21 protein-coding genes and 1 riboswitch are annotated in these 23,475 nt (G+C 32.7%); of the genes, 16 read left to right on the top strand and 5 right to left on the bottom strand.

The window, feature by feature from the left end; genetic code table 11:
- Window positions 1-41 precede the first annotated feature (41 nt).
- Both Q0820_RS15150 and Q0820_RS15145 read left to right on the top strand, forming a co-directional pair.
- The gene (locus Q0820_RS15150; RefSeq protein WP_298488843.1) at window positions 42-2,327 is read left to right on the top strand and encodes a sodium-translocating pyrophosphatase; all 2,286 of its coding nucleotides are present in this window, start codon (window positions 42-44) and stop codon (window positions 2,325-2,327) included.
- A gap of 85 nt (window positions 2,328-2,412) precedes the next feature.
- Window positions 2,413-3,411, top strand: a complete 999-nt coding sequence (locus Q0820_RS15145; RefSeq protein WP_298488841.1) for an App1 family protein — start codon at window positions 2,413-2,415, stop codon at window positions 3,409-3,411.
- Between the two features lie 6 nt (window positions 3,412-3,417).
- On the opposite strand, the gene pepE is transcribed toward Q0820_RS15145, so the two are convergent.
- Both pepE and Q0820_RS15135 read right to left on the bottom strand, forming a co-directional pair.
- A complete protein-coding gene (gene pepE / locus Q0820_RS15140; protein ID WP_298488839.1) occupies window positions 3,418-4,128 on the bottom strand; it encodes a dipeptidase PepE in 711 nt (236 codons plus the stop codon).
- A complete protein-coding gene (locus Q0820_RS15135) occupies window positions 4,129-4,743 on the bottom strand; it encodes a deoxynucleoside kinase (protein ID WP_121068926.1) in 615 nt (204 codons plus the stop codon).
- 331 nt (window positions 4,744-5,074) lie between these two features.
- Between Q0820_RS15135 and metK the strand changes: the two genes are divergently transcribed.
- The 4 genes from metK to Q0820_RS15115 all read left to right on the top strand — a co-directional run bounded on the left by metK (window position 5,075) and on the right by Q0820_RS15115 (window position 12,660).
- Window positions 5,075-6,331 (top strand): methionine adenosyltransferase, encoded by a 1,257-nt coding sequence (gene metK / locus Q0820_RS15130; protein ID WP_298488836.1) that lies wholly within the window; start codon window positions 5,075-5,077, stop codon window positions 6,329-6,331.
- A 150-nt stretch (window positions 6,332-6,481) separates the two neighbouring features.
- A riboswitch (SAM riboswitch) is annotated at window positions 6,482-6,599 on the top strand.
- A 124-nt stretch (window positions 6,600-6,723) separates the two neighbouring features.
- Window positions 6,724-7,995, top strand: a complete 1,272-nt coding sequence (locus Q0820_RS15125; protein ID WP_298488834.1) for an O-acetylhomoserine aminocarboxypropyltransferase/cysteine synthase family protein — start codon at window positions 6,724-6,726, stop codon at window positions 7,993-7,995.
- Between the two features lie 31 nt (window positions 7,996-8,026).
- Window positions 8,027-11,413, top strand: a complete 3,387-nt coding sequence (gene thrA / locus Q0820_RS15120) for a bifunctional aspartate kinase/homoserine dehydrogenase I (RefSeq protein ID WP_298488832.1) — start codon at window positions 8,027-8,029, stop codon at window positions 11,411-11,413.
- 86 nt (window positions 11,414-11,499) lie between these two features.
- Window positions 11,500-12,660 carry an aminotransferase class I/II-fold pyridoxal phosphate-dependent enzyme gene (locus Q0820_RS15115; protein WP_298488830.1) on the top strand — a complete coding sequence of 387 codons (1,161 nt, stop codon included), beginning with the start codon at window positions 11,500-11,502 and terminating at the stop codon, window positions 12,658-12,660.
- A gap of 261 nt (window positions 12,661-12,921) precedes the next feature.
- Here the strand turns inward: Q0820_RS15115 and Q0820_RS15110 are convergent, their stop codons facing one another.
- Entirely contained in the window at window positions 12,922-13,053 is a 132-nt protein-coding gene (locus tag Q0820_RS15110; RefSeq protein ID WP_298488828.1) for a hypothetical protein, read from the bottom strand.
- Between the two features lie 150 nt (window positions 13,054-13,203).
- Window positions 13,204-13,746, bottom strand: coding sequence for a hypothetical protein (locus Q0820_RS15105; RefSeq protein ID WP_298488826.1), 543 nt, complete (start codon window positions 13,744-13,746; stop codon window positions 13,204-13,206).
- Between the two features lie 98 nt (window positions 13,747-13,844).
- Between Q0820_RS15105 and Q0820_RS15100 the strand changes: the two genes are divergently transcribed.
- The 10 genes from Q0820_RS15100 (at window position 13,845) to Q0820_RS15055 (ending at window position 22,684) form a co-directional block, all read left to right on the top strand.
- The gene (locus tag Q0820_RS15100) at window positions 13,845-14,255 is read left to right on the top strand and encodes an Rrf2 family transcriptional regulator (RefSeq protein ID WP_121068934.1); all 411 of its coding nucleotides are present in this window, start codon (window positions 13,845-13,847) and stop codon (window positions 14,253-14,255) included.
- A gap of 221 nt (window positions 14,256-14,476) precedes the next feature.
- Window positions 14,477-14,740 (top strand): DUF2061 domain-containing protein, encoded by a 264-nt coding sequence (locus Q0820_RS15095; RefSeq protein ID WP_298488823.1) that lies wholly within the window; start codon window positions 14,477-14,479, stop codon window positions 14,738-14,740.
- Window positions 14,741-14,751: 11 nt separating this feature from the next.
- Window positions 14,752-15,375 carry a phosphoadenosine phosphosulfate reductase family protein gene (locus Q0820_RS15090; RefSeq protein WP_298488822.1) on the top strand — a complete coding sequence of 208 codons (624 nt, stop codon included), beginning with the start codon at window positions 14,752-14,754 and terminating at the stop codon, window positions 15,373-15,375.
- 47 nt (window positions 15,376-15,422) lie between these two features.
- The gene (gene cysD, locus Q0820_RS15085) at window positions 15,423-16,328 is read left to right on the top strand and encodes a sulfate adenylyltransferase subunit CysD (protein ID WP_298488820.1); all 906 of its coding nucleotides are present in this window, start codon (window positions 15,423-15,425) and stop codon (window positions 16,326-16,328) included.
- Window positions 16,329-16,442: 114 nt separating this feature from the next.
- Window positions 16,443-17,690, top strand: coding sequence for a GTP-binding protein (locus Q0820_RS15080; RefSeq protein WP_298488818.1), 1,248 nt, complete (start codon window positions 16,443-16,445; stop codon window positions 17,688-17,690).
- Between the two features lie 52 nt (window positions 17,691-17,742).
- Window positions 17,743-19,833, top strand: a complete 2,091-nt coding sequence (locus Q0820_RS15075; protein WP_298488817.1) for a nitrite reductase — start codon at window positions 17,743-17,745, stop codon at window positions 19,831-19,833.
- Window positions 19,834-19,837: 4 nt separating this feature from the next.
- Complete coding sequence (gene cobA, locus Q0820_RS15070; protein WP_298488814.1) at window positions 19,838-20,620, top strand: uroporphyrinogen-III C-methyltransferase; 783 nt, start codon at window positions 19,838-19,840, stop codon at window positions 20,618-20,620.
- 6 nt (window positions 20,621-20,626) lie between these two features.
- A complete protein-coding gene (locus Q0820_RS15065) occupies window positions 20,627-21,688 on the top strand; it encodes an NAD(P)/FAD-dependent oxidoreductase (protein ID WP_298488812.1) in 1,062 nt (353 codons plus the stop codon).
- 149 nt (window positions 21,689-21,837) lie between these two features.
- The gene (locus Q0820_RS15060; RefSeq protein WP_298488810.1) at window positions 21,838-22,206 is read left to right on the top strand and encodes a DUF805 domain-containing protein; all 369 of its coding nucleotides are present in this window, start codon (window positions 21,838-21,840) and stop codon (window positions 22,204-22,206) included.
- Window positions 22,207-22,285: 79 nt separating this feature from the next.
- The gene (locus Q0820_RS15055) at window positions 22,286-22,684 is read left to right on the top strand and encodes a DUF805 domain-containing protein (protein WP_298488808.1); all 399 of its coding nucleotides are present in this window, start codon (window positions 22,286-22,288) and stop codon (window positions 22,682-22,684) included.
- Window positions 22,685-22,695: 11 nt separating this feature from the next.
- On the opposite strand, the gene Q0820_RS15050 is transcribed toward Q0820_RS15055, so the two are convergent.
- A complete protein-coding gene (locus tag Q0820_RS15050) occupies window positions 22,696-23,454 on the bottom strand; it encodes an RDD family protein (RefSeq protein WP_298488807.1) in 759 nt (252 codons plus the stop codon).
- Window positions 23,455-23,475: the final 21 nt, after the last annotated feature.

The raw sequence follows: 23,475 nt of genomic DNA, 5'->3' as shown, positions 1-23,475 counted from the left end.
GTATATTTAATGCCATATAAATATCAAATTAATAATAAACTATGGAAGTATTTGTGAACTATTTATGGGGCTTTGGTATTCTGGCCTTAATTTTTGTATTCGTAAAAAACCTTTGGGTATCTAAACAAGACGAAGGAGAGGAAAAAATGGCAAGAATTGCCAAGAATATTTCAGACGGGGCAATGGCTTTTTTAAAAGCAGAATACAAAGTTTTAGCTGTATTTGTAATAGCAGTTGCGGTATTACTTTACTTTAAAGGAAATTCAGAAGAAGGATCTAATGGTATGGTAGCCGTATCTTTTATAGTTGGGGCAATTTGTTCTGCATTAGCAGGATTTATAGGTATGAAGGTAGCTACTAAAGCTAATGTTAGAACAACACAAGCAGCAAGAAAATCTTTAGGAAAAGCTTTAGAAGTTGCATTTGCAGGTGGAGCTGTAATGGGACTTGGTGTAGTTGGTTTAGGAGTTTTGGGTTTAAGCGGACTCTTTATGATATATAGCGGACAAGGCTGGAGTATTGGAGAGGTGTTAAATGTTCTTTCTGGATTTTCTTTAGGTGCATCTTCTATAGCTTTGTTTGCACGTGTTGGTGGAGGGATTTATACAAAAGCAGCAGATGTTGGTGCAGATTTAGTAGGAAAGGTTGAGGCTGGTATACCAGAGGATCACCCTTTAAACCCTGCTACAATAGCAGATAATGTTGGGGATAATGTTGGAGATGTTGCAGGTATGGGAGCAGATTTGTTTGAATCTTATGTGGGGTCTATTATAGGAACAATGGTACTTGGCGCTGTTTATGTTGGTTTGCCAGAGTTTGCTACATCTTTTGATGGTTTAGGAGCAGTATATCTTCCATTAGTATTAGCGGCAACAGGTATTGTTATGTCTATTCTAGGGACATTTTTTGTTCGTGTTAAGGATGGCGGAAACCCGCAAACGGCATTAAATATTGGAGAATTTGGTTCTGCAGGGTTAATGTTGGTAGCATCTTTTTTTATTATTCAAAAAATGCTTCCAGAATCATGGGTAGAAGCAGGTGTAACTTATACTTCTATGGGAGTTTTTTGGGCTACAATAGCAGGTTTAGTTGCAGGTCTTTTAGTGGGTAAAGTAACAGAGTATTATACTGCAACAGGTAAAAAACCTGTTATGGATATAGTTAAGCAATCGGAAACAGGAGCTGCAACAAATATAATTGCAGGATTAGGTGTGGGAATGATGTCTACAGCAATTCCTATACTTTTAATTGCAGCAGCAATTATTATTTCGCATAGCCAAGCAGGTTTATACGGTATTGCTATTGCGGCAGTAGGTATGTTAGCAAATACAGGCATTCAATTAGCGGTAGATGCTTACGGTCCTATATGTGATAATGCAGGTGGTATAGCAGAAATGGCAGAGTTGCCGAGCGAAGTTCGTGAACGTACAGATAAGTTAGATGCTGTAGGTAACACAACTGCTGCAATAGGAAAAGGGTTTGCAATTGCCTCTGCAGCATTAACAGCGTTAGCATTATTTGCAGCTTTTATGAAAACAGCAAATGTAACTTCTATAGATGTTTCTAGACCAGATATTATGGCAGGTTTGTTAATAGGAGGTATGTTGCCTTTTGTTTTTTCTGCTTTATCTATGAACGCTGTTGGTAGAGCGGCAATGGCAATGATAGAAGAAGTTCGTCGTCAATTTAGAGATATTCCTGAATTAAAAGCAGCACTGGGTATTATGCGTAAGTATGATTCTGATATGAGTAAAGCTTCAGAGGAAGATAGAAAAATTTTTGATGCTGCAGATGGTGTGGCAGATTATGGTAAGTGTATAGATATTTCTACAAAAGCATCCATTAGAGAAATGGTTTTACCTGGTTTGTTAGCAATTGCTGTTCCAGTAATTGTTGGTTTTGGAGGTAAAATAGTTGGTATTGGTGGTGCTGAAATGTTGGGAGGTTTACTCGCGGGTGTTACTACTTGTGGAGTTTTAATGGCTATTTTTCAGTCCAATGCAGGAGGAGCTTGGGATAATGCAAAGAAAACCATAGAAGAAGATGGAAGAAAAGGTACGGATGTTCATAAAGCTGCCGTAGTAGGAGACACCGTAGGGGATCCTTTTAAAGATACTTCCGGGCCTTCTTTAAATATCTTGTTAAAATTAATGTCTGTTGTTGCTTTGGTAATAGCCCCTAGTATTGCAATTACAGAAGAGGGTCTTGCAAATCATGTTCAGGATACTAATAGTGTAAATATAGAAACAACTATAAAAACAGAGAATAATAAAGAAATGAATGTAGCTTATGCAGCATTTAAAAATGAAGAGAATACTAAAAAATAATTTTTTTTAATTAATTTATATTTAACCGTCTTGCACTTTGTAAGGCGGTTTTTTTATACTTTTAATTTCTAGTGTAATTAGAGCTATGTTTAAGAAAGATAAGTTGCAAATTATTCCTTTTAAGACCTATGGTACTTTAGATCATATATATTTAAGAGGACGAGCTTTAGAAGATGAGAATATAGATATAAATAAAAAGGGAATATGGCCTGTTTTTATTAGCACATGGAAAAGGTTTGAAACAGATGAGGTAAAATTTGCTTCTATAAATATTGAGATAGAGAATAATGAGCAGGAAAAAATAGTAGCAGATTCTGAAGGGTACTATATCTTAAATAAGGGCGTAGAGAATTTATCAGAAATTGTTTCTAAAGATGGTTGGGTGTCTTATAAAGTAGCCTATGATAAACCAGAAGAGTATACTAAAAAGATAGTCTCTGAAAATCGTTTTTATGGAGAAATGCTAGTTGTTCTGCCAGAATCTGAATATGGGATTATCAGTGATATAGATGATACTATTTTGCATACAGGTGTTGCTTCTAAATTTAAATGGAAAGCAGTTTTTAATACCTTTTTTGTTAATGTATTACACAGAAAAGCTTTAGAAGGTGCTGCAGATTTTTATATGCAATTACATAAAGGGAAATCTAAAAATAATTGTAATCCTGTTTTTTATGTGAGTAATAGCCCTTGGAATTTATATAAATATTTAGAGATTTTTTTAAATGGCAATAATTTTCCAAAGGGAGCAATATTGTTGCGAAACCTAAAATTTTTATTTGATAAAACGCCAAAAGTTAAAATATCGCATAAGCATCATGAAATTCAAAATATATTAAATACCTATCCAGATTTATCTTTTATTCTTATTGGAGATTGTGGAGAGCATGATCCAGATATCTATGTAGATATTGTTGCAAAGAACCCAAACAGAATAACTTCCATTTATTTAAGGTCAGTAAAAAGTAAAAAGAAAATGCTACGTGTAAAAAAGTTGTTTCAGGACTATAAAGATGTTGATGTTTTATTAGTTTATAATACTACAGAAGCAATTGGTCATGCAAAAAAGAAAGGCTTTATTTAAAAGTAATTACGCTAAGTAAAGTAGGGAAGTATTTGTAGGTACTTCAACAGGTTCTTTGTTTTGCTCAAAAATTCTTGCAGAAAGTTCTTTTCCTTCAAGTGTGCATTTATTGTTTTTTAGACGAATCCAGCTGCCTTCACGTAAACCAATAACTGGAGTTTTGTTAAACTGATGAAACTCTTTTATCCTAGTTTCTCTGGTTTCTCCTTTGTGTGTAGATGTTGGGTCTGGGTCTAAATAATGAGCATTAATATTAAAAGGAATAATATGTAATGTAGAAAAGCTAGGAGGGTAAATTATAGGCATGTCGTTAGTGGTTTTCATGCTAACGCCAGCAATGTTGCTTCCTGCACTAGTTCCCAAATAAGGAGTACCTTCTAGAATTTTTTTTCTTAAAGGATTTATAAGTTGTAACTCGTATAACTTAGAGACTAAGACAAACGTATTACCTCCTCCAGTAAAAATTCCTTTAGCATTATGAATAGCTTTTATAGGTTCATCAAAAGTATGAATGCTTATAAGTTTTTTGTTTATTTTCTGAAATCCTTTTTTTGCGATCGTGGTATATTCTTCATGCGAAATGCCACTTGGTCTAGCGTAAGGAATAAATAGAACTTCATCAGTAGCACTGAATAATTCTTTTAACTCATTAAAAAGATATTCTAAATAAGTACTATTGTGAATAGTAGAGGTGCTAGCAAGAATACAGTTTGTCATTTAAAAAAGACCATTTATTTCGGCATCAATCTTATTAATAACTTGTCCTAAATCTTCGGGCTTGTCAACAAAATCTAATTGATCTACATCAATAATTAATAATTTACCTTTAGTGTAATTATGAGCCCATGCCTCATAACGTTCATTTAGCCTGCTTAAATAATCTATAGAAATACTATTTTCATAATCTCTACCACGTTTATGAATTTGTTTCACCAAGTTTGGTATAGAACTTCTTAAATAAATAAGTAATTCTGGGGGCTGTACTAAGGATTCCATTAGTTCAAAGAGACCAGTATAGTTGCTAAAATCTCTATTTGTCATTAAGCCCATGGCGTGTAAGTTAGGTGCAAAAATATGGGCGTCTTCATATATAGTTCTATCCTGAATAATACTTTTTCCACTTTCTCTAATTTCAAGAATTTGTCTATATCTATTATTCAAAAAATAGATTTGTAAATTAAAACTCCATCGTTCCATTTGATTATAAAAATCATCTAGATAAGGGTTATCGGCAACTTCTTCAAAATGGGGTTCCCATTTATAATGCTTGGCTAATAATTTGGTTAAAGAGGTTTTTCCGGCACCAATATTTCCTGCTACAGCAATATGCATTTTTTAGATGTTTTTTATAGTTATGATAATAAGAAAAAATATTGCGATACAATATACAAGATAACAATAGGATGGTAAAATGTTTACGTAAATATCCGATGAATTTTTTTCAGGATAGATAATTAATAAGATAAAAGTATAATTTTTTAAGAGATTCTATTTTGACATATTTCTGAATAGCACTACTTTTACACTTTCAATCTACGAGGAAAGATTTGACTGCTTGCAACCTCTAAAAAATGCTAAAACAGATATTACTACGCCTTATATAGGGTATTCTATCTATTTGCTTTTTTATTTTGCGCGCTACTTTCCTTTTTAAAAAAGAATTATGTCTTATTTATTTACATCAGAATCTGTTAGTGAAGGACACCCAGATAAAGTTGCGGATCAAATTAGTGATGCATTATTAGATAGTTTTTTAGCTTTTGACCCCGAAAGTAAAGTTGCTTGTGAAACTCTTGTTACAACAGGGCAAGTAGTTTTAGCAGGAGAGGTAAAAAGTAATACCTATTTAGATGTTCAAAATATAGCAAGAGAAGTTATTAATAAAATAGGCTACACAAAGGGAGAATATCAATTTAGTGGAGATTCTTGTGGTGTTATATCTCTTATTCACGAGCAATCTAAAGAAATAAACCAAGGGGTAGATAGAGGCGAAAAAGAAGAGCAAGGGGCAGGAGACCAAGGAATGATGTTTGGTTATGCAACTAAAGAAACAGAAAACTATATGCCATTGGCATTAGATATTTCTCATAAAATTCTTCAGGTATTAGCAGAGTTAAGAAGAGAGAATAAAGAAATTAGTTATTTAAGACCAGATGCCAAGTCGCAAGTAACTATAGAATATTCCGATGAAAATGTACCACAACGTATAGATACTATTGTCGTATCTACACAACATGATGCTTTTAATACGGATGATGAAGCTATGTTGGCTAAAATTAAGGAAGATATTGTAGCAATATTAATACCTAGAGTTAAGGAGCAATTACCAGAAAATATCCAAGCTTTATTTAATGATGAAATTACGTACCATGTTAACCCAACAGGGAAATTTGTAATTGGAGGACCTCATGGAGATACCGGTTTAACAGGGCGTAAAATAATTGTAGATACTTACGGTGGTAAGGGTGCACATGGTGGCGGTGCTTTTAGTGGAAAAGACCCAAGTAAGGTGGATCGTAGTGCGGCTTATGCAGCAAGGCATATAGCTAAAAATTTAGTGGCGGCTGGTGTTTCTGATGAAATATTAGTACAAGTAAGTTATGCGATTGGAGTAGTAGAACCAACTTCTATTTTTGTAGATACTTATGGAACAGCAAATGTAGATGTAACAGATGGTGCTATTGCAGAGAAAGTAGCGCAATTGTTTGATATGCGTCCGTTTGCTATAGAAGAACGTTTAAAATTACGTAATCCTATTTATTTAGAATCAGCAGCATATGGTCATATGGGAAAAGAGCCAAGAACTATTACTAAAGTCTTTGAATCTCCTTATAATGGTAAAGTAGAAAAAGAAGTAGAACTATTTACTTGGGAGAAACTAGATATGGTAGATAAAGTAAAAGCTAGTTTTAACTTGTAAATTATAAAAGTATAGCTCTGGAAAAGGAATCTTATTCAGAGCTGTTATTTTAAAATAAATAAATAAAAGTGTTATTTTATTTATAAAAAGTAGGCAAATAAACTTTTGGAGTATATATTTGCAGCATATTAAGTTCAAATACATATTGAATTGTTATCAAGAAAGGCGGAGGGATTAGACCCTGTGAAGCCTTAGCAACCCTTTGCCATGCAAAGAAGGTGCTAAATTCTACCAGAGAAATCAGAATGATTTATAAGGCAGATAACGAAATAAGCTATGATACATAGCAACTTTCCAATTTCTTTTTAACTTTTTGATTTTACTTATTTTACAATGTCGGTACTATAAGATTTGAATTTTTTTATCAATTAACTAAAAAAAATCAAAAAATCATGAGTGATCAAAAATTTTCAACAAACGCATTACATGCAGGGCATGACACAACACAAACAGGAGGAACTAGAGCGGTACCTATTTACCAAACTTCTTCTTATGTTTTTAAGGATACAGAACACGCAGCAAATTTATTTGCATTAAAAGAATTAGGATTTATTTATACAAGATTAAATAATCCAACAAATCAAATATTACAAGATCGTTTAGCAGCTGTAGAAGGTGGTATTGGTGCTGTTGTTTTTGCTTCAGGAACCTCTGCTATTGCAACGGGATTAATGACTTTGTTAAAAGCGGGAGATCATATAGTAGCCTCTAGTAGTTTATATGGAGGAACATTTACTTTGTTAAATGTTACCTTACCAAGGTTAGGTATTACAACCACTTTTGTAGATGCATCTGACCCAGAAAGCTTTGGAAAAGCAGTACAAGATAATACAAGAGCATTTTTTGTAGAATCTTTAGGAAATCCAAAGTTAGATGTATTAGACCTTAAAGCTATTTCTGCACAAGCAAAAGCAGCACAAGTTCCTTTTATTGTAGATAATACGGTTGCTTCACCAGCATTATTAAATCCAATTGAGCACGGAGCAAATCTTGTAATACATTCACTTACCAAATATATTGGCGGTCAAGGAACATCTTTAGGAGGGGCAATTATTGATGCAGGTACATTTGATTGGACAAACGGAAAATTTCCTGAGTTTACAGAGCCATCTGCAGGATACCACGGTTTGGTGTATAGCGAAGCTTTAGGAGCTGCAGCATTTACTTTTAAATTAATTTTAGAAGGATTGCGTGATTTTGGAGGAGCTTTAAGTCCTTACAATGCTTTTCAAATTATTCAAGGTTTAGAAACTCTAAACGTAAGAATAAAACAACATAGTGCTAACGCATTAGAATTGGCAACTTGGTTAGAAGGTAGAGAAGAAGTGGCTTGGGTAAATTACCCTGGATTAAAAAGTAGCAAGTACTATGATTTAGCAAAAGAATATTTACCTAAAGGACAAAGTGGATTAGTTACATTTGGATTAAAAGGAGGATTTGAAGCTGCTAAAAAAGTAACAGATGCTACTAAAGTATTTTCTCTTTTAGCAAATATTGGAGATACAAAATCACTTATTATTCACCCAGCGAGTACAACACACCAACAATTAACAGCGCAACAACAAATAGATGCAGGTGTAGGAGCAGATTTAATACGTTTATCTGTTGGTTTAGAAGATATTGCAGATTTAAAAGCCGATTTAGAACAGGCTTTTGCACAATAAGCATAAAATTTAATAAAGTAAAAAATACCAGATGTTACATCATCTTACAATTAATAAATACAAAACATATAGCGGGGTATCTCAGGATATTTCGCTATCCTATCAACTTTTTGGAAAACCCTTGCATAGTGCTCCAATAGTGCTGGTAAATCATGCTTTAACTGGGAACTCTAATGTTACTGGTAAAGATGGTTGGTGGTCTGCAATAGTAGGGCAAGGAAAATGTATAGATACGGATAAGTATACTATTCTGGCTTTTAACGTTCCAGGAAATGGATACGATAGTTTTGTAATAGAAAATTATAAAGATTTTATTGCAAGAGATGTTGCGAGAATATTTTTATTGGGTCTTAAAGATTTAAAAATCTCTAATCTATTTGCAATAATTGGGGGCTCTATGGGAGGTGGTATTGCTTGGGAAATGGCAGCGCTAAACCCTAATTTAACAGAGCATTTAATCCCTGTGGCATCAGACTGGAAGTCTACAGATTGGTTAATAGGAAACTGCCAAATACAAGAGCAGTTTTTAATTAATTCTAAGCAACCTGTACATGATGCTCGTATGCATGCAATGTTGTGTTATAGAACGCCAGAATCTTTTAATGAGCGTTTTAAACGCAGTACTAATGAAGAGTTGCAGGTTTTTAATGTAGAAAGTTGGTTAATGCATCATGGAGATAAATTGAAAGAACGTTTTCAATTATCGGCCTATAAACTAATGAATCAGCTTTTAAAGTCTATTGATATTACTAGAGATAGAGAATCAGCTTTTGTAGACTTGCAGAATAGTGAAACCAATATTCATATTATTGGAGTAGATTCTGATTTATTTTTTACTGCTAAAGAAAATAGAGAAACATTTAAGCAAATAGCCCAAGCAAATAGTAATGTTACCTATGGCGAAGTACAGTCTTTACATGGACATGATGCTTTTTTGATTGAGTTTGATCAAATGCAAAATTTGTTGAATCCTATTTTTAATAAAGAAGAAGAGACTACTAAAGTTAAAGTCTTAAAATTTGGAGGTAAATCTTTAAGTAATGGAGAGGGTTTAGAACATGTTTTAGATATTATTTTAGATAAAGTAAAGGCTAAAGAAAAAGTTGCCGTGGTACTTTCTGCAAGAGAAAAAGCTACAGACCAACTAGAGGTTATTTTAGAAAAAGCTGCATCTGGTAAAAGTTATGCAAAAGACTTTGAAGCTTTTGAAAAATACCAGACGCATTCTTATAAAAATGTAAATTTATCAGAGGAATTTGCAAGTTTGTTTCAGTTGTATGAAGGGGTTGCTTTATTAGGGGATTACAGTTCCAAGATTAAAGATCAGGTTTTAGCTTATGGAGAGTTAATATCTGCAAAATTAATAACAAAACTATTAATTGGAAAAGGTGTAAAGGCAAAGTTAATGGACTCTAGAAGTCTTATTAAGACCGATGATAATTTTGGAGATGCTAGTGTTTTAGAAACAGTATCTAAAGAAAATGTTTTAAGAGAGTTTGGTTTGTTGTCGCAAGGAACCGTACCTGTTTTTACAGGTTTTATAGCTTCTACTTTAGATGGGGAAACTACAACTTTAGGAAGAAATGGGAGTAATTACTCTGCGGCTTTATTGGCTAATTTCCTAGATGCTTCAGAGCTTCAAAATTATACACATGTAGATGGTATTTATACAGCAAATCCAGATTTTGTAGCAGATGCTAAACGTATTTCTGAGCTTTCATATAGTGAAGCCAATGAGTTGGCAAATTTTGGCGCTACTATTTTACATGCCAAAACAATTATTCCTTTACTAGAAAAAAATATTCCTTTACGTATTTTAAATACATTTAATAGTGATAATGAAGGAACTTTAATTAGTGCAAAAACTAGCAAAGACGGTATTAAATCTATTTCTGTAATAGAAAAGGTTGCTTTAATTAATTTAGAAGGTAGGGGATTGTTAGGAAAAGTAGGGGTAGATGCTCGTATTTTTAAAGCCTTAGGGGATAGTAATATTAGTGTAAGTATTATTTCTCAAGGTTCCTCAGAACGTGGAATTGGTTTGGTGGTAGATGCAGATATTGCACAGAAAGCAAAACAAGCTTTAGATAGGGAATTTACACATGATTATACATCAAAAGATGTTAATAGAATTACTGTCGTAGGGGATGTTTCTGTTATTTCTATTGTAGGACAAGATTTGAGCACTTTTCATAAGCCTTACAATTCTTTAATTAAGAACCAAATAACACCATTACTTTTTAATAATACAGTTACAGGGAAAAATGTGAGCTTGGTAGTAAAAAAGACCGATTTACATAAGGCTGTAAATGTAATGCATGGGCAAGTTTTTGGAATGAGTAAAAAGGTTAATATAGCTGTTTTTGGACATGGTAATGTTGGAGGAACACTAATTGATCAGATATTAAAATCTGCCAAAAACATAGAAAAAAGGAAAGGTCTAGATTTAAGAGTTTTTGCCGTTGCAAATTCTAAAAAAGTAATATTGAGTAAAAAAGGAGTTTCTAAGAATTGGGAGTCTTTGTTAGATAAAAAGGGAGAGCCTTATACTTTGAGTACTATTTTTGATTTTGCTAAGAGACATCATTTAGAAAATTTAATTATTGTAGATAATACAGCAAGTGAAGATTTTGTTGCGCATTATTTTGATTTTATAGAGAATGGTTTTGATATAGTATCCTCAAATAAAATAGCAAATACTTTAGGTTTTGATTATTACCAGCTTTTAAGAGAAGAGTTGGTTAAAAATCAAAAACAGTACTTATATGAAACTAATGTAGGAGCAGGTTTACCTTTAATAGACACTATTAAGTTATTACATTTATCAGGGGAGAATATTACGAGGATAAAAGGTGTGTTCTCAGGGTCTTTAAGTTACATTTTTAATACATTTTCAGAAGTAAATGCGCCTTTTTCTACTATTTTAAAAGATGCAATGCAAAAAGGTTTTACAGAGCCAGATCCAAGAGAGGATTTGTCAGGGAATGATGTAGGCCGAAAATTATTAATACTAGCTAGAGAGTTAGAATTGCACAATGAATTTTCTGATGTAGAAATCCAGAATTTGATTCCTGCTTTATTAGAAAAAGGAGATACAAATCATTTCTTAGATAATTTAGGAATGTTAGATGATACTTTTAATGAGATAAAGAAAAACCAGAAACCAAATCACGTTTTGCGTTATGTAGGTGATTTGCATGGAAATTTGCAAGAAGAAAAAGGAAAGTTAGATGTAAAACTGGTTTCCGTACCAAAAGAAAGCGCTTTAGGGCAAATAAAAGGGTCAGATTCTATTATAGAAATATATACAGAGTCTTATGGGGAAAATCCACTAGTAATTCAAGGAGCGGGAGCAGGAGCAGCTGTTACGGCAAGAGGTGTTTTTGGAGATATATTAAGAATTGTAGAAAAAAATTAATTTTAACTACGCTCAATTATCATTAATTGAGTGGAGCAGAATCATAGTTGGCTGAGTACACTCAAAGCCAAAGAATAAAAAGAAAGATGAAAAAATTTGAAACGGAAGCGATAAGAACACAGTCAGAGCGTACCCAATATTTAGAACATTCTACACCAATTTACTTAACCTCAAGTTTTGTATTTGAGGATGCCGAGGATATGCGAGCTTCATTTGCAGAAGAAAAAGAACGTAATATTTATTCTAGATATTCCAATCCTACAAATAATGAATTCGTAGAGAAGGTTTGTAAAATGGAGGGGGCAGAAAGTGGGTTTGCTTTTGCATCTGGTATGGCAGCCGTATTTTCTACTTTGGCGGCATTGGTAAAAACTGGGGATCATATTCTTTCTGCAAGAAGTATTTTTGGTTCTACGCATACTTTGTTTACCAAATTTTTACCAAAATGGGGGGTTACAACTAGTTATTTTCCTATTGATGATTTGGATGCTGCTGAGGCAATGATTACCTCGCAAACAAAAATTATTTATGCGGAATCCCCAACAAATCCTGGGGTAGATGTATTAGACTTAGAAAGATTAGGACAAATAGCAAAAAAACACAATTTAATATTTATTGTAGATAACTGTTTTGCAACTCCATATATACAACAGCCAATTAAATTTGGTGCAGATTTGGTAATACATTCTGGAACCAAATTAATGGATGGTCAAGGAAGGGTTTTAGCAGGTATTACTGTTGGTAGTACGGAGTTAATGGATAAAGTATATCGTTTTTCAAGAATTACTGGCCCAGCATTATCCCCTTTTAATGCTTGGGTATTAACCAAGAGTTTAGAGACTTTGGCAGTGCGTTTAGATCGTCATTGCGAAAATGCATTAAAGTTGGCTCAGTTTTTAGAAGAGCACCCTAAAGTCAGTTGGGTAAAATATCCGTTCTTAAAATCGCACCCAATGTATGCGGTTGCTAAAAAGCAAATGAAAGCAGGAGGTAGTATTGTTGCTTTTGAGGTTAAAGGGGGAATTGAAGCTGGTAAAAAGTTTTTTGATAGTATTAAGATGTTGTCTTTATCTGCAAATCTTGGAGATTCTAGAAGTATAGTTACGCATCCAGCATCTACAACACATAGTAAGTTATCTGTAGAAGAGCGTTTAGAATCTGGCATAACAGATGGTTCTGTACGTGTATCTGTGGGCTTAGAGCATATAGAGGATATTATTGCAGATATAAAGCAGGCTTTAAATTAAGCGGGACTTTGCAGAAATATAAAAGCCAAATCTAATTAGATTTGGCTTTTAGGGTTTTGTCAAAAAAATGACCTTAAATTATTCTTTTTTAGTAAAAAAGGCAATAAAACTTCTACGTTCATTTTCATTTGAATCGTAGAATTTAGAAAAGAGTATTTTAAGTTTTAAGGTAGTTTCAGTCATTTCTAAAATGGTTGCTCTGTTGCCTACTTCAGAAGACCCCTTAACGTGATTGTATAATTCTGTTAAATTGTTTTCTAGTTACCATCCACTTGAATTGTTAAAAAAATCAAAATCTCTTATCTCTTCAATAACATCTCCATCTTCATAAGTTATAGTATAATGAAAAGTTCCTTCGGTTTTTAAAGAATTTGGGTTATTAGAAAATACCATACTAGCATCTAAATCCTTTGCTTTAGCAGCGAATTAATATTCTTTATTGACTTCGTTTAATTTTAAAACGGCATCTTTTGTTATTAGTTCTGTTAGGTCCCAAATTCCAACAATTAGAGAGGAAGTTGTTGTATCTTCTTTTTCAGAACTTTATCTTTCCATGGTTATTGTTAATTTACCAGTAGTAGTAGAAGTTGCTCCTTCCTGTACTTCAATAGTTTCATTTATGTCATAAGAAAGAACCAACTTATTTTCTGTAGATTCTATAGTTGTCATTTTGGTTTCTTTATTGTTTTCATCAATAAAAAAGATAACACCATCTCTAAGTTCCCAGGTACTAGAGTTAAATACGGTGTAAAGAGGAATTTCTGTTACTTGGGTTTGTCCTAAAATAGAAATACTAGTTTCAGATATAAATGAGCCATTGCTAGTTGCGGTATTAGGGTCATTGCTAAATTCTATTTGCATATCAAAATCTTTTCCAATAGAAGAGTATTTTTGAGTTACAGATGCGCCATTTACTTTAGTTACTGTTTCTCCATCTTCTACTTTATAAGCAGTTAAATCCCATTCTCCGATAATATCGGATTCAGAAGTTAATGAATTTTTTAATTGGTTTTCATCGCTATCTTTTTCACAAGAAGTAAATAAAATTGTTGCGGATAAAAATAAAAATAAGCTTAGTTTTTTCATGGTTTTTTAATAACGGTTAATATATGAAGGTTAATAACGAAACAGGTTTTTAATTAGTATATTTATAGTTGTTTTTTTTATTTTCCTATCTTCGTGCTATGCTATCCAAGAAAACTAAATACGGATTAAAAGCACTTTCCTTTTTGGCATTACAAAAAGAAAATGCACCTGTGCAAATAGCAGAAATTGCTAAGCAAGAAAATATATCACAAAAGTTTTTAGAAAGTATTTTATTAACGCTTCGTAAAACAGGTTTTTTAGGTTCAAAAAAAGGAAAAGGAGGAGGGTATTACCTCATTAAGGAACCTAAAGATATTTTAATGACTGATGTTATGCGAGTATTAGAAGGGCCTATTGCAATGGTGCCTTGTGTGAGCCTTAATTTTTATGAAAAATGTGACGATTGTCCAGATGAAAAAACCTGTTCTGTAAACAAGTTAATGCTTCAAATAAGAGACAGTACTTTGCAGGTGTATAGGAACAATACGTTGGCAGATATTCTAGTTTAACGCTCCAATTACCTCATTTTATGTGTTTTTATGGTTTTAAAATTTTTATGAATTCACCTTATTAGATTCATTATTCTCAATAAAACTTCTAAATATTTAATAATCTACTAAATCGATAGGGTAAAAGTAATTTTAGTTATTTTTTAACGTCTTAGGTGGTATAAATATACTATTTTTGAATATCCTATTAAATCTATAGGGTAATAGAAAAATAATAACAAATGATTGCTGATCAATTGATTTTAGATAAAAAAGCCACGAAAAGTAAGTATGAAGACGACAAAAAGTCTGAAAAACCTATTCGTAGTGTAGCAAAGGCATTAAGTTGGAGAGTAATAGGTACACTAGATACTTTAGTTGTGTCTTATATATTAACTGGTAAAATGGCAGTGGCGGCATCTATAGCCTCTGTAGATTTTTTAACTAAGATGGTGTTGTATTTTTTCCATGAGCGTATTTGGAATGGTATAAAATGGGGTAAATAAGATAAAGAGCGATGAACTATACAGAAGAAAAAATTGCAGATTGGAATAAAAAGTTTGAGAAATCTTCTCCTGCTGAAATAATAAAATGGGCATTACAACAAACTACAAATGCTGTTGTAACAACTAATTTTAGACCATACGAAGTAAATATTTTACATGCAGTTACTGCAGTAAATAAAGACATTAAAGTTATTTGGTGCGATACGGGTTATAATACACCAAATACATATAGACACGCAGAAGAATTAATTGAGAAATTGGGGTTAAATATTCATTTATATGTACCTAAGCAAACTTCTTCTCATAGAGATGTGGTAATGGGAATTCCAGGAATAGAGGACCCTAATCATGCAATTTTTACAGAACAGGTAAAACTAGAACCTTTTGGAAGAGCAATGGCAGAGCATAAACCAGAAGTATGGTTTACAAATCTTAGAAAGGGGCAAACTGCATTACGAAATAGTCTAGATATTTTTAGTGTAAGTAAAGATGGCGTTTTAAAAGTTAGTCCTTTTTACCACTGGGAAGATGCGCAATTAGATACCTATTTACAAGAGAATAATTTACCTAATGAGCATAAATATTTTGACCCAACTAAGGTGTTAGAAAATAGAGAATGTGGGTTGCACACATAGTATTTATAAATATATAAGGAGAAAATAAAAAGAATTAAAAAAATAAGATGAGTACAAATACATCACATATAAATCCATTAGAAAACGAAGCCATCTATATCATGAGAGAAGTGGCTGCTCAGTTTGAAAAACCTGTGTTATTGTTTTCGGGAGGTAAAGATTCTATTACCCTAGTTCGTTTGGCGCAAAAAGCATTTTGGCCTGCAAAAATTCCTTTTCCATTAATGCATATAGATACTGGGCATAATTTCCCAGAAACTATAGAATTTAGAGACAGGTTAGCAAAAGAACTTGGAGTAGAGCTTATTGTTCGTAATGTACAAGACTCTATTGATGCTGGTAAGGTAAAAGAAGAATCTGGTAGATATGCTAGTAGAAATTCTTTGCAAACCACAACATTATTAGATGCTATTGAAGAGTTTAAGTTTGATGCTTGTATTGGAGGCGCTCGTAGAGATGAGGAAAAAGCAAGAGCAAAAGAACGTATTTTTTCTGTACGTGATGATTTTGGTCAGTGGGATGAAAAAAGCCAACGTCCAGAATTGTTTGATATGCTAAATGGAGATATAGAATTAGGACAAAATGTTCGTGTGTTCCCAATATCTAACTGGACAGAATTAGATGTTTGGTCTTACATTCAGAAAGAAGAGATAGAGATTCCTTCTATATATTTTGCACACAAGCGTAAAACATTTGTAAGAGATGGTATGATTTGGTCTGCTGAAGATGATATAGTTTTCCGTGATGCAGAAGAAATAGTAGAAGAGCGTTTAGTGCGTTTTCGTACCGTAGGAGATATGTCTTGTACGGCTGCGGTTCTTTCAGACGCAGTTAGTATAGATAAAGTAGTAAGCGAAATTAGAGACTCTAGTATTTCTGAAAGAGGTGCGCGTATAGATGATAAACGTTCCGAGGCAGCAATGGAGAAAAGAAAACAACAAGGATATTTTTAAAATTTTCTAAAGAAAATTTTGCCTTTAGCTTTTGGCACCTAGCCACTAGCAAACCTTAAAAATAATATTTAAAAAGGCTAAATGCCAAGAGCAAATAGCCAACAGCTAATAAAAATGGAAGTACTAAAAATAGCAACAGCAGGTAGTGTAGATGATGGTAAGAGTACCTTAATTGGTAGAATACTATATGATACAAAATCTCTTACAAGTGATAAGTTAGAAGCTATAGAAAAAACTAGTAAGCAAAAAGGATATGATTATTTAGATTTTTCTTTGGCAACAGATGGTTTAGTAGCAGAACGCGAGCAAGGTATTACTATAGATGTTGCGCATATATATTTTTCAACAGCTAAAAAAAGTTACATTATAGCAGATACTCCAGGTCACGTAGAATACACACGTAACATGGTAACAGGGGCTTCTACATCGCAAGCAGCTATTATATTAATAGACGCTCGTAAAGGAGTTATAGAACAAACTAATCGTCATTTTTTTATCAATAATTTGCTTCGTGTAAAAGAAGTGATTGTAGCTATTAATAAAATGGATTTGGTAGATTATTCTGAAGAAACATACAATGCTATTAAATCAGATTTTTCTGAATTAATGAGTAAAAGAGATTATGAAAACCAGAACATTACATTTATACCTGTAAGTGCACTTAAAGGAGATAACGTAGTAAATAAAACCGATGCTATGCCTTGGTATAACGGCGAAACTATTTTAGAGCATTTAGAGCGTTTAGATTTAGCGGCTGTTTCCAATGTAGGAACGCCACGTTTTCCAGTGCAATATGTAATACGCCCTAAGACAGAAGACTTTCATGATTTTAGAGGTTTTGCAGGTAAGGTTTATGGCGGAGAGCTTAATGTTGGAGATACAGTTGTTGCTTTGCCATCGCAAACAAAATCTAAGATAAAAGAAATTTATGCGTACGATAAAAAGTACCAAACAGCATCAAGACGTTCTTCTGTGACAATTACCTTAGAAGATGAGATTAATGTAAGTAGAGGAGATATGATTGTTAAGGAAGGAGATTTACCTACAATAGATAAGCAGTTTACTGCTACTATTGCTTGGATGGATTCAGACCAACTTAAAGCAGGTACTAAATACGTAATACAGCATGGCGTAAATAAAGTATTAGCAAAAGTAGATAAGATTCATCATAAAATTAACCCAGACTATTCAGGTATAGAAGAAAATGTAGATGGTTTAGGGATGAATGATATTGCAAAGGTTACGTTTAAATTAAATAAACCAATTTTCTTTGATGCTTTTAAAAACCACAGAACAAACGGTTCTTTTATAGTTATAGATACAAAGAATAACAATACAGTAGGAGCTGGGTTTATACAGTAAATAAAAGTAGTAAGGTTAAAAGTAAATAGTAAAACGTACTAAAATATAAAGTATGCAAAGTTTTAGAACAGAAATAGAGAATCCAATTGTAGAAAAAGATATTATCGATTTAGCAAATAAAATTGATATGTTTCACAATGGGAAAATTGATGAAGAAAAATTTAGAAGTCTTCGTTTAGCTCGTGGGGTTTACGGTCAGCGTCAAGAAGGCGTACAAATGATTCGTATAAAATTACCTTATGGTAAAGTTTCCTCGGAACAATTAAGAAGAATATGTGATGTTTCTGAAGAATATTCTAAAGGTCGTTTGCATATTACTACACGTCAAGATATTCAAATTCACTATGTAGATTTAGATAGAACTCCAGAGTTATGGGCAGAGCTAGAAAAGTCTGATATTACTTTGCGTGAAGCTTGTGGTAATACGGTACGTAATGTTACAGCAAGTGAAACTGCGGGTATAGATGTGGATGAGCCTTTTGATGTGTCTCCTTACGCACATGCATTGTTTCAATATTTTTTAAGAAACCCAATTAGTCAAGAATTGGGAAGAAAATTTAAAGTTTCTTTTTCTTCTAGCGATGCAGATACGGGTCTTTCTTACATGCATGATTTAGGTTTTATTGCAAAAATAGAAAACGGAGAAAGAGGTTTTAAAGTAATGCTTGGTGGTGGCTTAGGTTCACAACCTCGTCATGCAGATGAATTGTACTCTTTTTTACCTACAGATAAAATTATTCCTTTAATGGAAGGTGTTGTTCGTGTTTTTGATAGATACGGAGAACGTAAAAGTAGAGCAAAAGCACGTTTAAAATTCTTATTAAAAGATTTAGGATTAGACGGTTTTAAAGCTTTATTAGAAGAAGAGCAAATTGCAGTGCCAATAAAATCTTTTCCGATTGATGCAGAGGCGTATCCAAAACCACAAATTGCGGAGGTTGCAGTGCCAAATACAACTATAGAAGACCAAGAATCTTTTGATGCTTGGAAGGCTGTAAATGTAATTCCTCAAAAACAAGAAGGGTATGTTGCAATAGGAGTAAAAGTTTTATTAGGAGATTTTTATCTTAAAGAAGCTCGCGCATTAGCAGATTTAGTTCAAAAATATGCAGCAGATGAAATTAGACTTAGCTTGCGTCAAAATATATTAATTCCTTATGTAAAAGAAGAGTTACTTCCTTTCTTTTATGCAGAGTTAAGTAAGCTAGGATTTACAGAAGTTGGTTATGATAAGGCTATAGATATTACTGCATGTCCGGGTACAGATACTTGTAATTTAGGTATAGCAAGTAGTACAGGTATAGCAGAAGAGTTAGAAAGAATAATGAAAATTGAATATCCAGATTATATTAATAACCCAGATGTGGTTATTAAAATTAGTGGGTGTATGAATGCTTGTGGACAACACAACATGGCAAATATTGGTTTTCAAGGAATGTCTGTTCGTACAAAAGACAAATTAGTAGCACCTGCATTACAAGTATTGTTAGGTGGTGGTAATATTGGAAATGGAGAGGGTAGATTTGCAGATAAAGTAGTAAAAATACCAAGTAAAAGAGGACCAGAAGCATTGCGCTTAATCTTAAATGATTTTGATGCAAATGGTAATGGAGCATCTTTCCCAGAGTACTATGCAGAAAAAGGAGAACACTATTTTTATGATTTCTTAAAAGATTTAACTGCGGTAGATAACTTAACTGCAGATGATTTTATAGATTGGGGAAATTCAGAAGAATATGTAAAAGCAATTGGTGTTGGTGAATGTGCAGGTGTAGTTATAGATTTAATTGCAACTTTATTATTTGAGAGTGAAGAAAAAATACAAACAGCAGAAGCTACATTTGCAGAAGGTAAATGGGCTGCTAGTATTTATCATTCTTACTCTTCTATGGTTAATACGGCAAAAGCAATATTAACGGCAGAAAATGTTAAGACAAATACACACGCTGCAATTATTAAAGATTTTGATGCAAAATTTGTTTCAAATAATAGAATATCTTTGAATACTGGTTTTGAAGAGTTTATTCTTCAAATAAATAAAAATGAGCCTACAGAAGAATTTGCTAAAAACTATTTAAAAGACACAAAAGAATTTTTAAATAAAGTGCAAGCTTTTAGAGAGGCAGATTTAGCTAAAGCATAATTTTATGAATGGCATAAAGCAACATATAAATAATAGCGAAGGTTTGCTTACGGTAATAGGAGCGGGTCCTGGAGATCCAGATTTAATTACAGTAAAAGCTATTAAAGCATTACAAGCAGCAGATGTTGTTTTGTATGATGCTTTAGTAAATCCTGTGTTGCTAGATTATGCAGAAAACGCAGAGCTCATTTTTGTAGGTAAAAGAAAAGGCTGTTATGCGTATCAGCAAGAACAAATAAATGAATTAATTGTTAGTCGTGGTAAAACACAACACGTGGTTCGTTTAAAAGGGGGAGACCCATTTGTTTTTGGACGTGGAGCAGAAGAAATGGAATATGCAGCAGCTTATGGCATAAATGTGGCAATGGTTCCAGGAATATCATCATCGGTAGCTGTACCAGCATCTCAAAATATTCCAGTTACTAAGAGAGGTTCAGCAGAAAGTTTTTGGGTAATAACAGGAACTACAAAAGAGCATAAATTATCTTCAGATGTTGCTTTAGCGGCAAAATCTAATGCAACGGTTATTGTTTTAATGGGTATGAGTAAATTAGCAGAAATTGTTACTCTTTTTAAGAAAGAAGAGAAAGCTAATTTGCCAATTGCAATTATACAAAATGGTACACGTACTAATGAACAGGTGGCAGTTGCAACTATAGAAACAATAGTAGCGCAAGTAGAAGAAAAAGGATTAACAAATCCGGCAATAATAATAATAGGAGAAGTTGTAAAACATAGAGCAACTTTACAGGAAGCAATAAATAAGTATAGTAAAGAATTAAGTTAGATTAAAATGATAGAAACTGATATATTAATAATTGGCGCGGGGCCAACAGGTTTGTTTACCGTATTTGAAGCGGGATTATTAAAATTAAAATGCCATTTAATAGATGCGCTTCCACAAACTGGAGGGCAGTGTTCGGAAATATACCCAAAGAAACCAATTTACGATATTCCAGCTTTTCCAGAAATTTTAGCAGGAACATTAGTAGATAATTTAATGGAGCAAATAAAGCCTTTTGAAGCTGGTTATACTTTAGGAGAGCGTGCAGAAACATTAGATAAACAAGAAGATGGTTCTTTTATTGTTACAACAAACAAAGGAACAAAACACCATGCGCCTGTAGTAGTTATTGCAGGAGGTTTGGGGTCTTTTGAACCAAGAAAACCACCTTTAGAAAACATAGTAAACTTTGAAGATAAAGGAGTTGCTTACATAATTAAAGATCCAGAGGTTTATCGTGATAAAAAAGTAGTAATAGCTGGAGGAGGAGATTCTGCATTAGATTGGTCTATTTTCCTTGCCGATGTAGCTTCAGAAGTATCTTTAGTGCATAGAAGAAACGAATTTCGTGGTGCATTAGATTCTGTAGAAAAAGCAGCAGAATTAGCGAAATTAGGTAAGATTAAATTATTTACAGAGGCTGAGGTAAAAGGATTAAATGGGGAGGATAAATTAGAATCTGTTCTTATTAAGCATAAAGATGCCGATAAAGAAGATACTATTTTAGAAGTAGATAATTTTATTCCTTTATTTGGCTTATCTCCAAAACTAGGACCTATAGGAGATTGGGGCTTAGAAATAGAGAAAAATGCAATTAAAGTAAATAATGCTAAAGATTACCAAACAAACATTCCTGGTGTTTTTGCAATTGGAGATGTTAATACCTATGAAGGAAAATTAAAACTTATTCTTTCTGGTTTTCATGAAGCAGCAGTTATGTGCCAATATGCATATCAAATTATAAATCCTAATAAACGCTTTGTTATGAAGTATACTACCGTAGGTGGTGTAGAAGGTTTTGATGGAAGTAAAAAAGAAGCTAAAAAAGAAGTTGTACAAAGTATAGCTTAAGAAAAGTTTATTTTAATTAGTCAGGAAAACCTCCTTTATCTTTTAGATTGGGAGGTTTTTTATTCGTAAAAGGTAAGAGTTGGAGTAATTTTTTTATTTTTAATACGTTTTAAAAATTCAATAATTAACAATAACCTAAATATAAAAGTATGGAATGGTTTACAATGGTACTTAAAAAGTACGCAGAATTTAAAGGAAGATCTAGAAGAAAAGAATACTGGATGTTTTATTTGTTTAGTACAATTATCAGTGTAGTTTTAAGTATTGTTGATGCATCTGTTTTAGGCTTAGAAGGTTTTGGAATAAATACTTTATATAGTTTAGGAGTATTCGTACCAACAATAGCTGTAGGTGTAAGAAGAATGCATGATGTAGGTAAGAGTGGTTGGTTTTTATTAATACCATTTTACAATTTATACTTGTTGTGTACTAACGGAGATGAAGGAACAAATGAGTATGGTCCAGATCCAAAAAATCCAGATAATGAGCTTAATGAAATAGGAGTTTCAGAAGCTTAAATCTATTTGTAATAGTATAAAAAGAGATAAAATGTAAATTACGTTTTATCTCTTTTTTGTTTCAATTAAAGAAAAAGATATGAATTGGTATTTAAAAGCAATGAAACAGTATGCAGATTTTTCTGGACGATCTAGAAGAAAAGAATATTGGATGTTTAATCTTTTTAATGCAATTATTATAATTAGTATTGTAGGTGTAATAGCTGCATTAGGAATAGAGGATTATGTAGTTATGATTCCTGTAGGTTTGTATATGTTGGCAATTGTGATACCCTCATTAGCGTTAACCGTAAGAAGGTTGCATGATCAAGGTAAAAGTGGTTGGTATATTTTTGTGCGTTGTATTCCTTTTATTGGTGGAATTTGGTTTTTAGTTTTAATGTGTACAGATGGGGAAAATAACGCTAACCAATACGGATTAAACCCAAAGAAACCTATAGATAATGAAATAAACGATATAGGTATAACACAAGTTTAATAATAACAGTATTACATATTTTTTGTAAAATGGTTGTAATCTTTTAGAACACACTTAATAAAACTTTCGGCAGTAACATCTGGGTGTGGTTCTTCTTCAATTACTCCAATAATTTTTTCTTTTAAAATAAGAATGGTTTTAAAATCATTCGCTTTTTTAGCGCGAATAAAATTTTCTTTAATAATACGCATATCGTTATCCGAGAGTTTAATAACAGAAAGATAAGTGGGTTTATAATCATCAGAAACCTCTTGTAGTATAGTATGGCTAATGTTTACTTTGTTTTTTAAGGTGATAACTCCAGTTCCAGATGCCATACCACCCAATCTTTGATGATTTTTAGAGCTTCCAATACTCACTAGAGCAACTACACCAGAGAAAATATTAATATCTACAAAACGCATAGCCCAACGTATAAAAAAGTCTAAAAAAGTAGCACGGTAGCCATCAATTTTTACCACTTGAATTTTGGCTATTTTTTTACCTATAGTTTGGCCTAGCATTAAGGATTCTGAAACTATGGTATAAAAAATTACAGGAGATCCTAAAATAATAATAATAGCCATAACACTCAATGGGTCTGTATCAAAATTATTTTCAAAACCCATTCCTCCAGTATTAGAAACAGCTCTAAAAATAGCTACAACAACACTTATGTAAGCAATTTTAATAAGCAGGTCAATAAAATAAGCTAAAATACGTTCTCCTACTTCAGCAGCAGTAAAAGCTATTGTTACATTTTGAGTAGTAGTAATTTGTATTTCTGCCATTATATGATTTTATTTGTTAAG

The organism is uncultured Maribacter sp. (assembly GCF_947495965.1).
In the GTDB taxonomy this organism is placed as follows: domain Bacteria; phylum Bacteroidota; class Bacteroidia; order Flavobacteriales; family Flavobacteriaceae; genus Maribacter_B.
The sequence above is the reverse complement of the archived record's forward strand: the minus strand, read 5'-3'. Positions and strand labels throughout refer to the sequence as shown.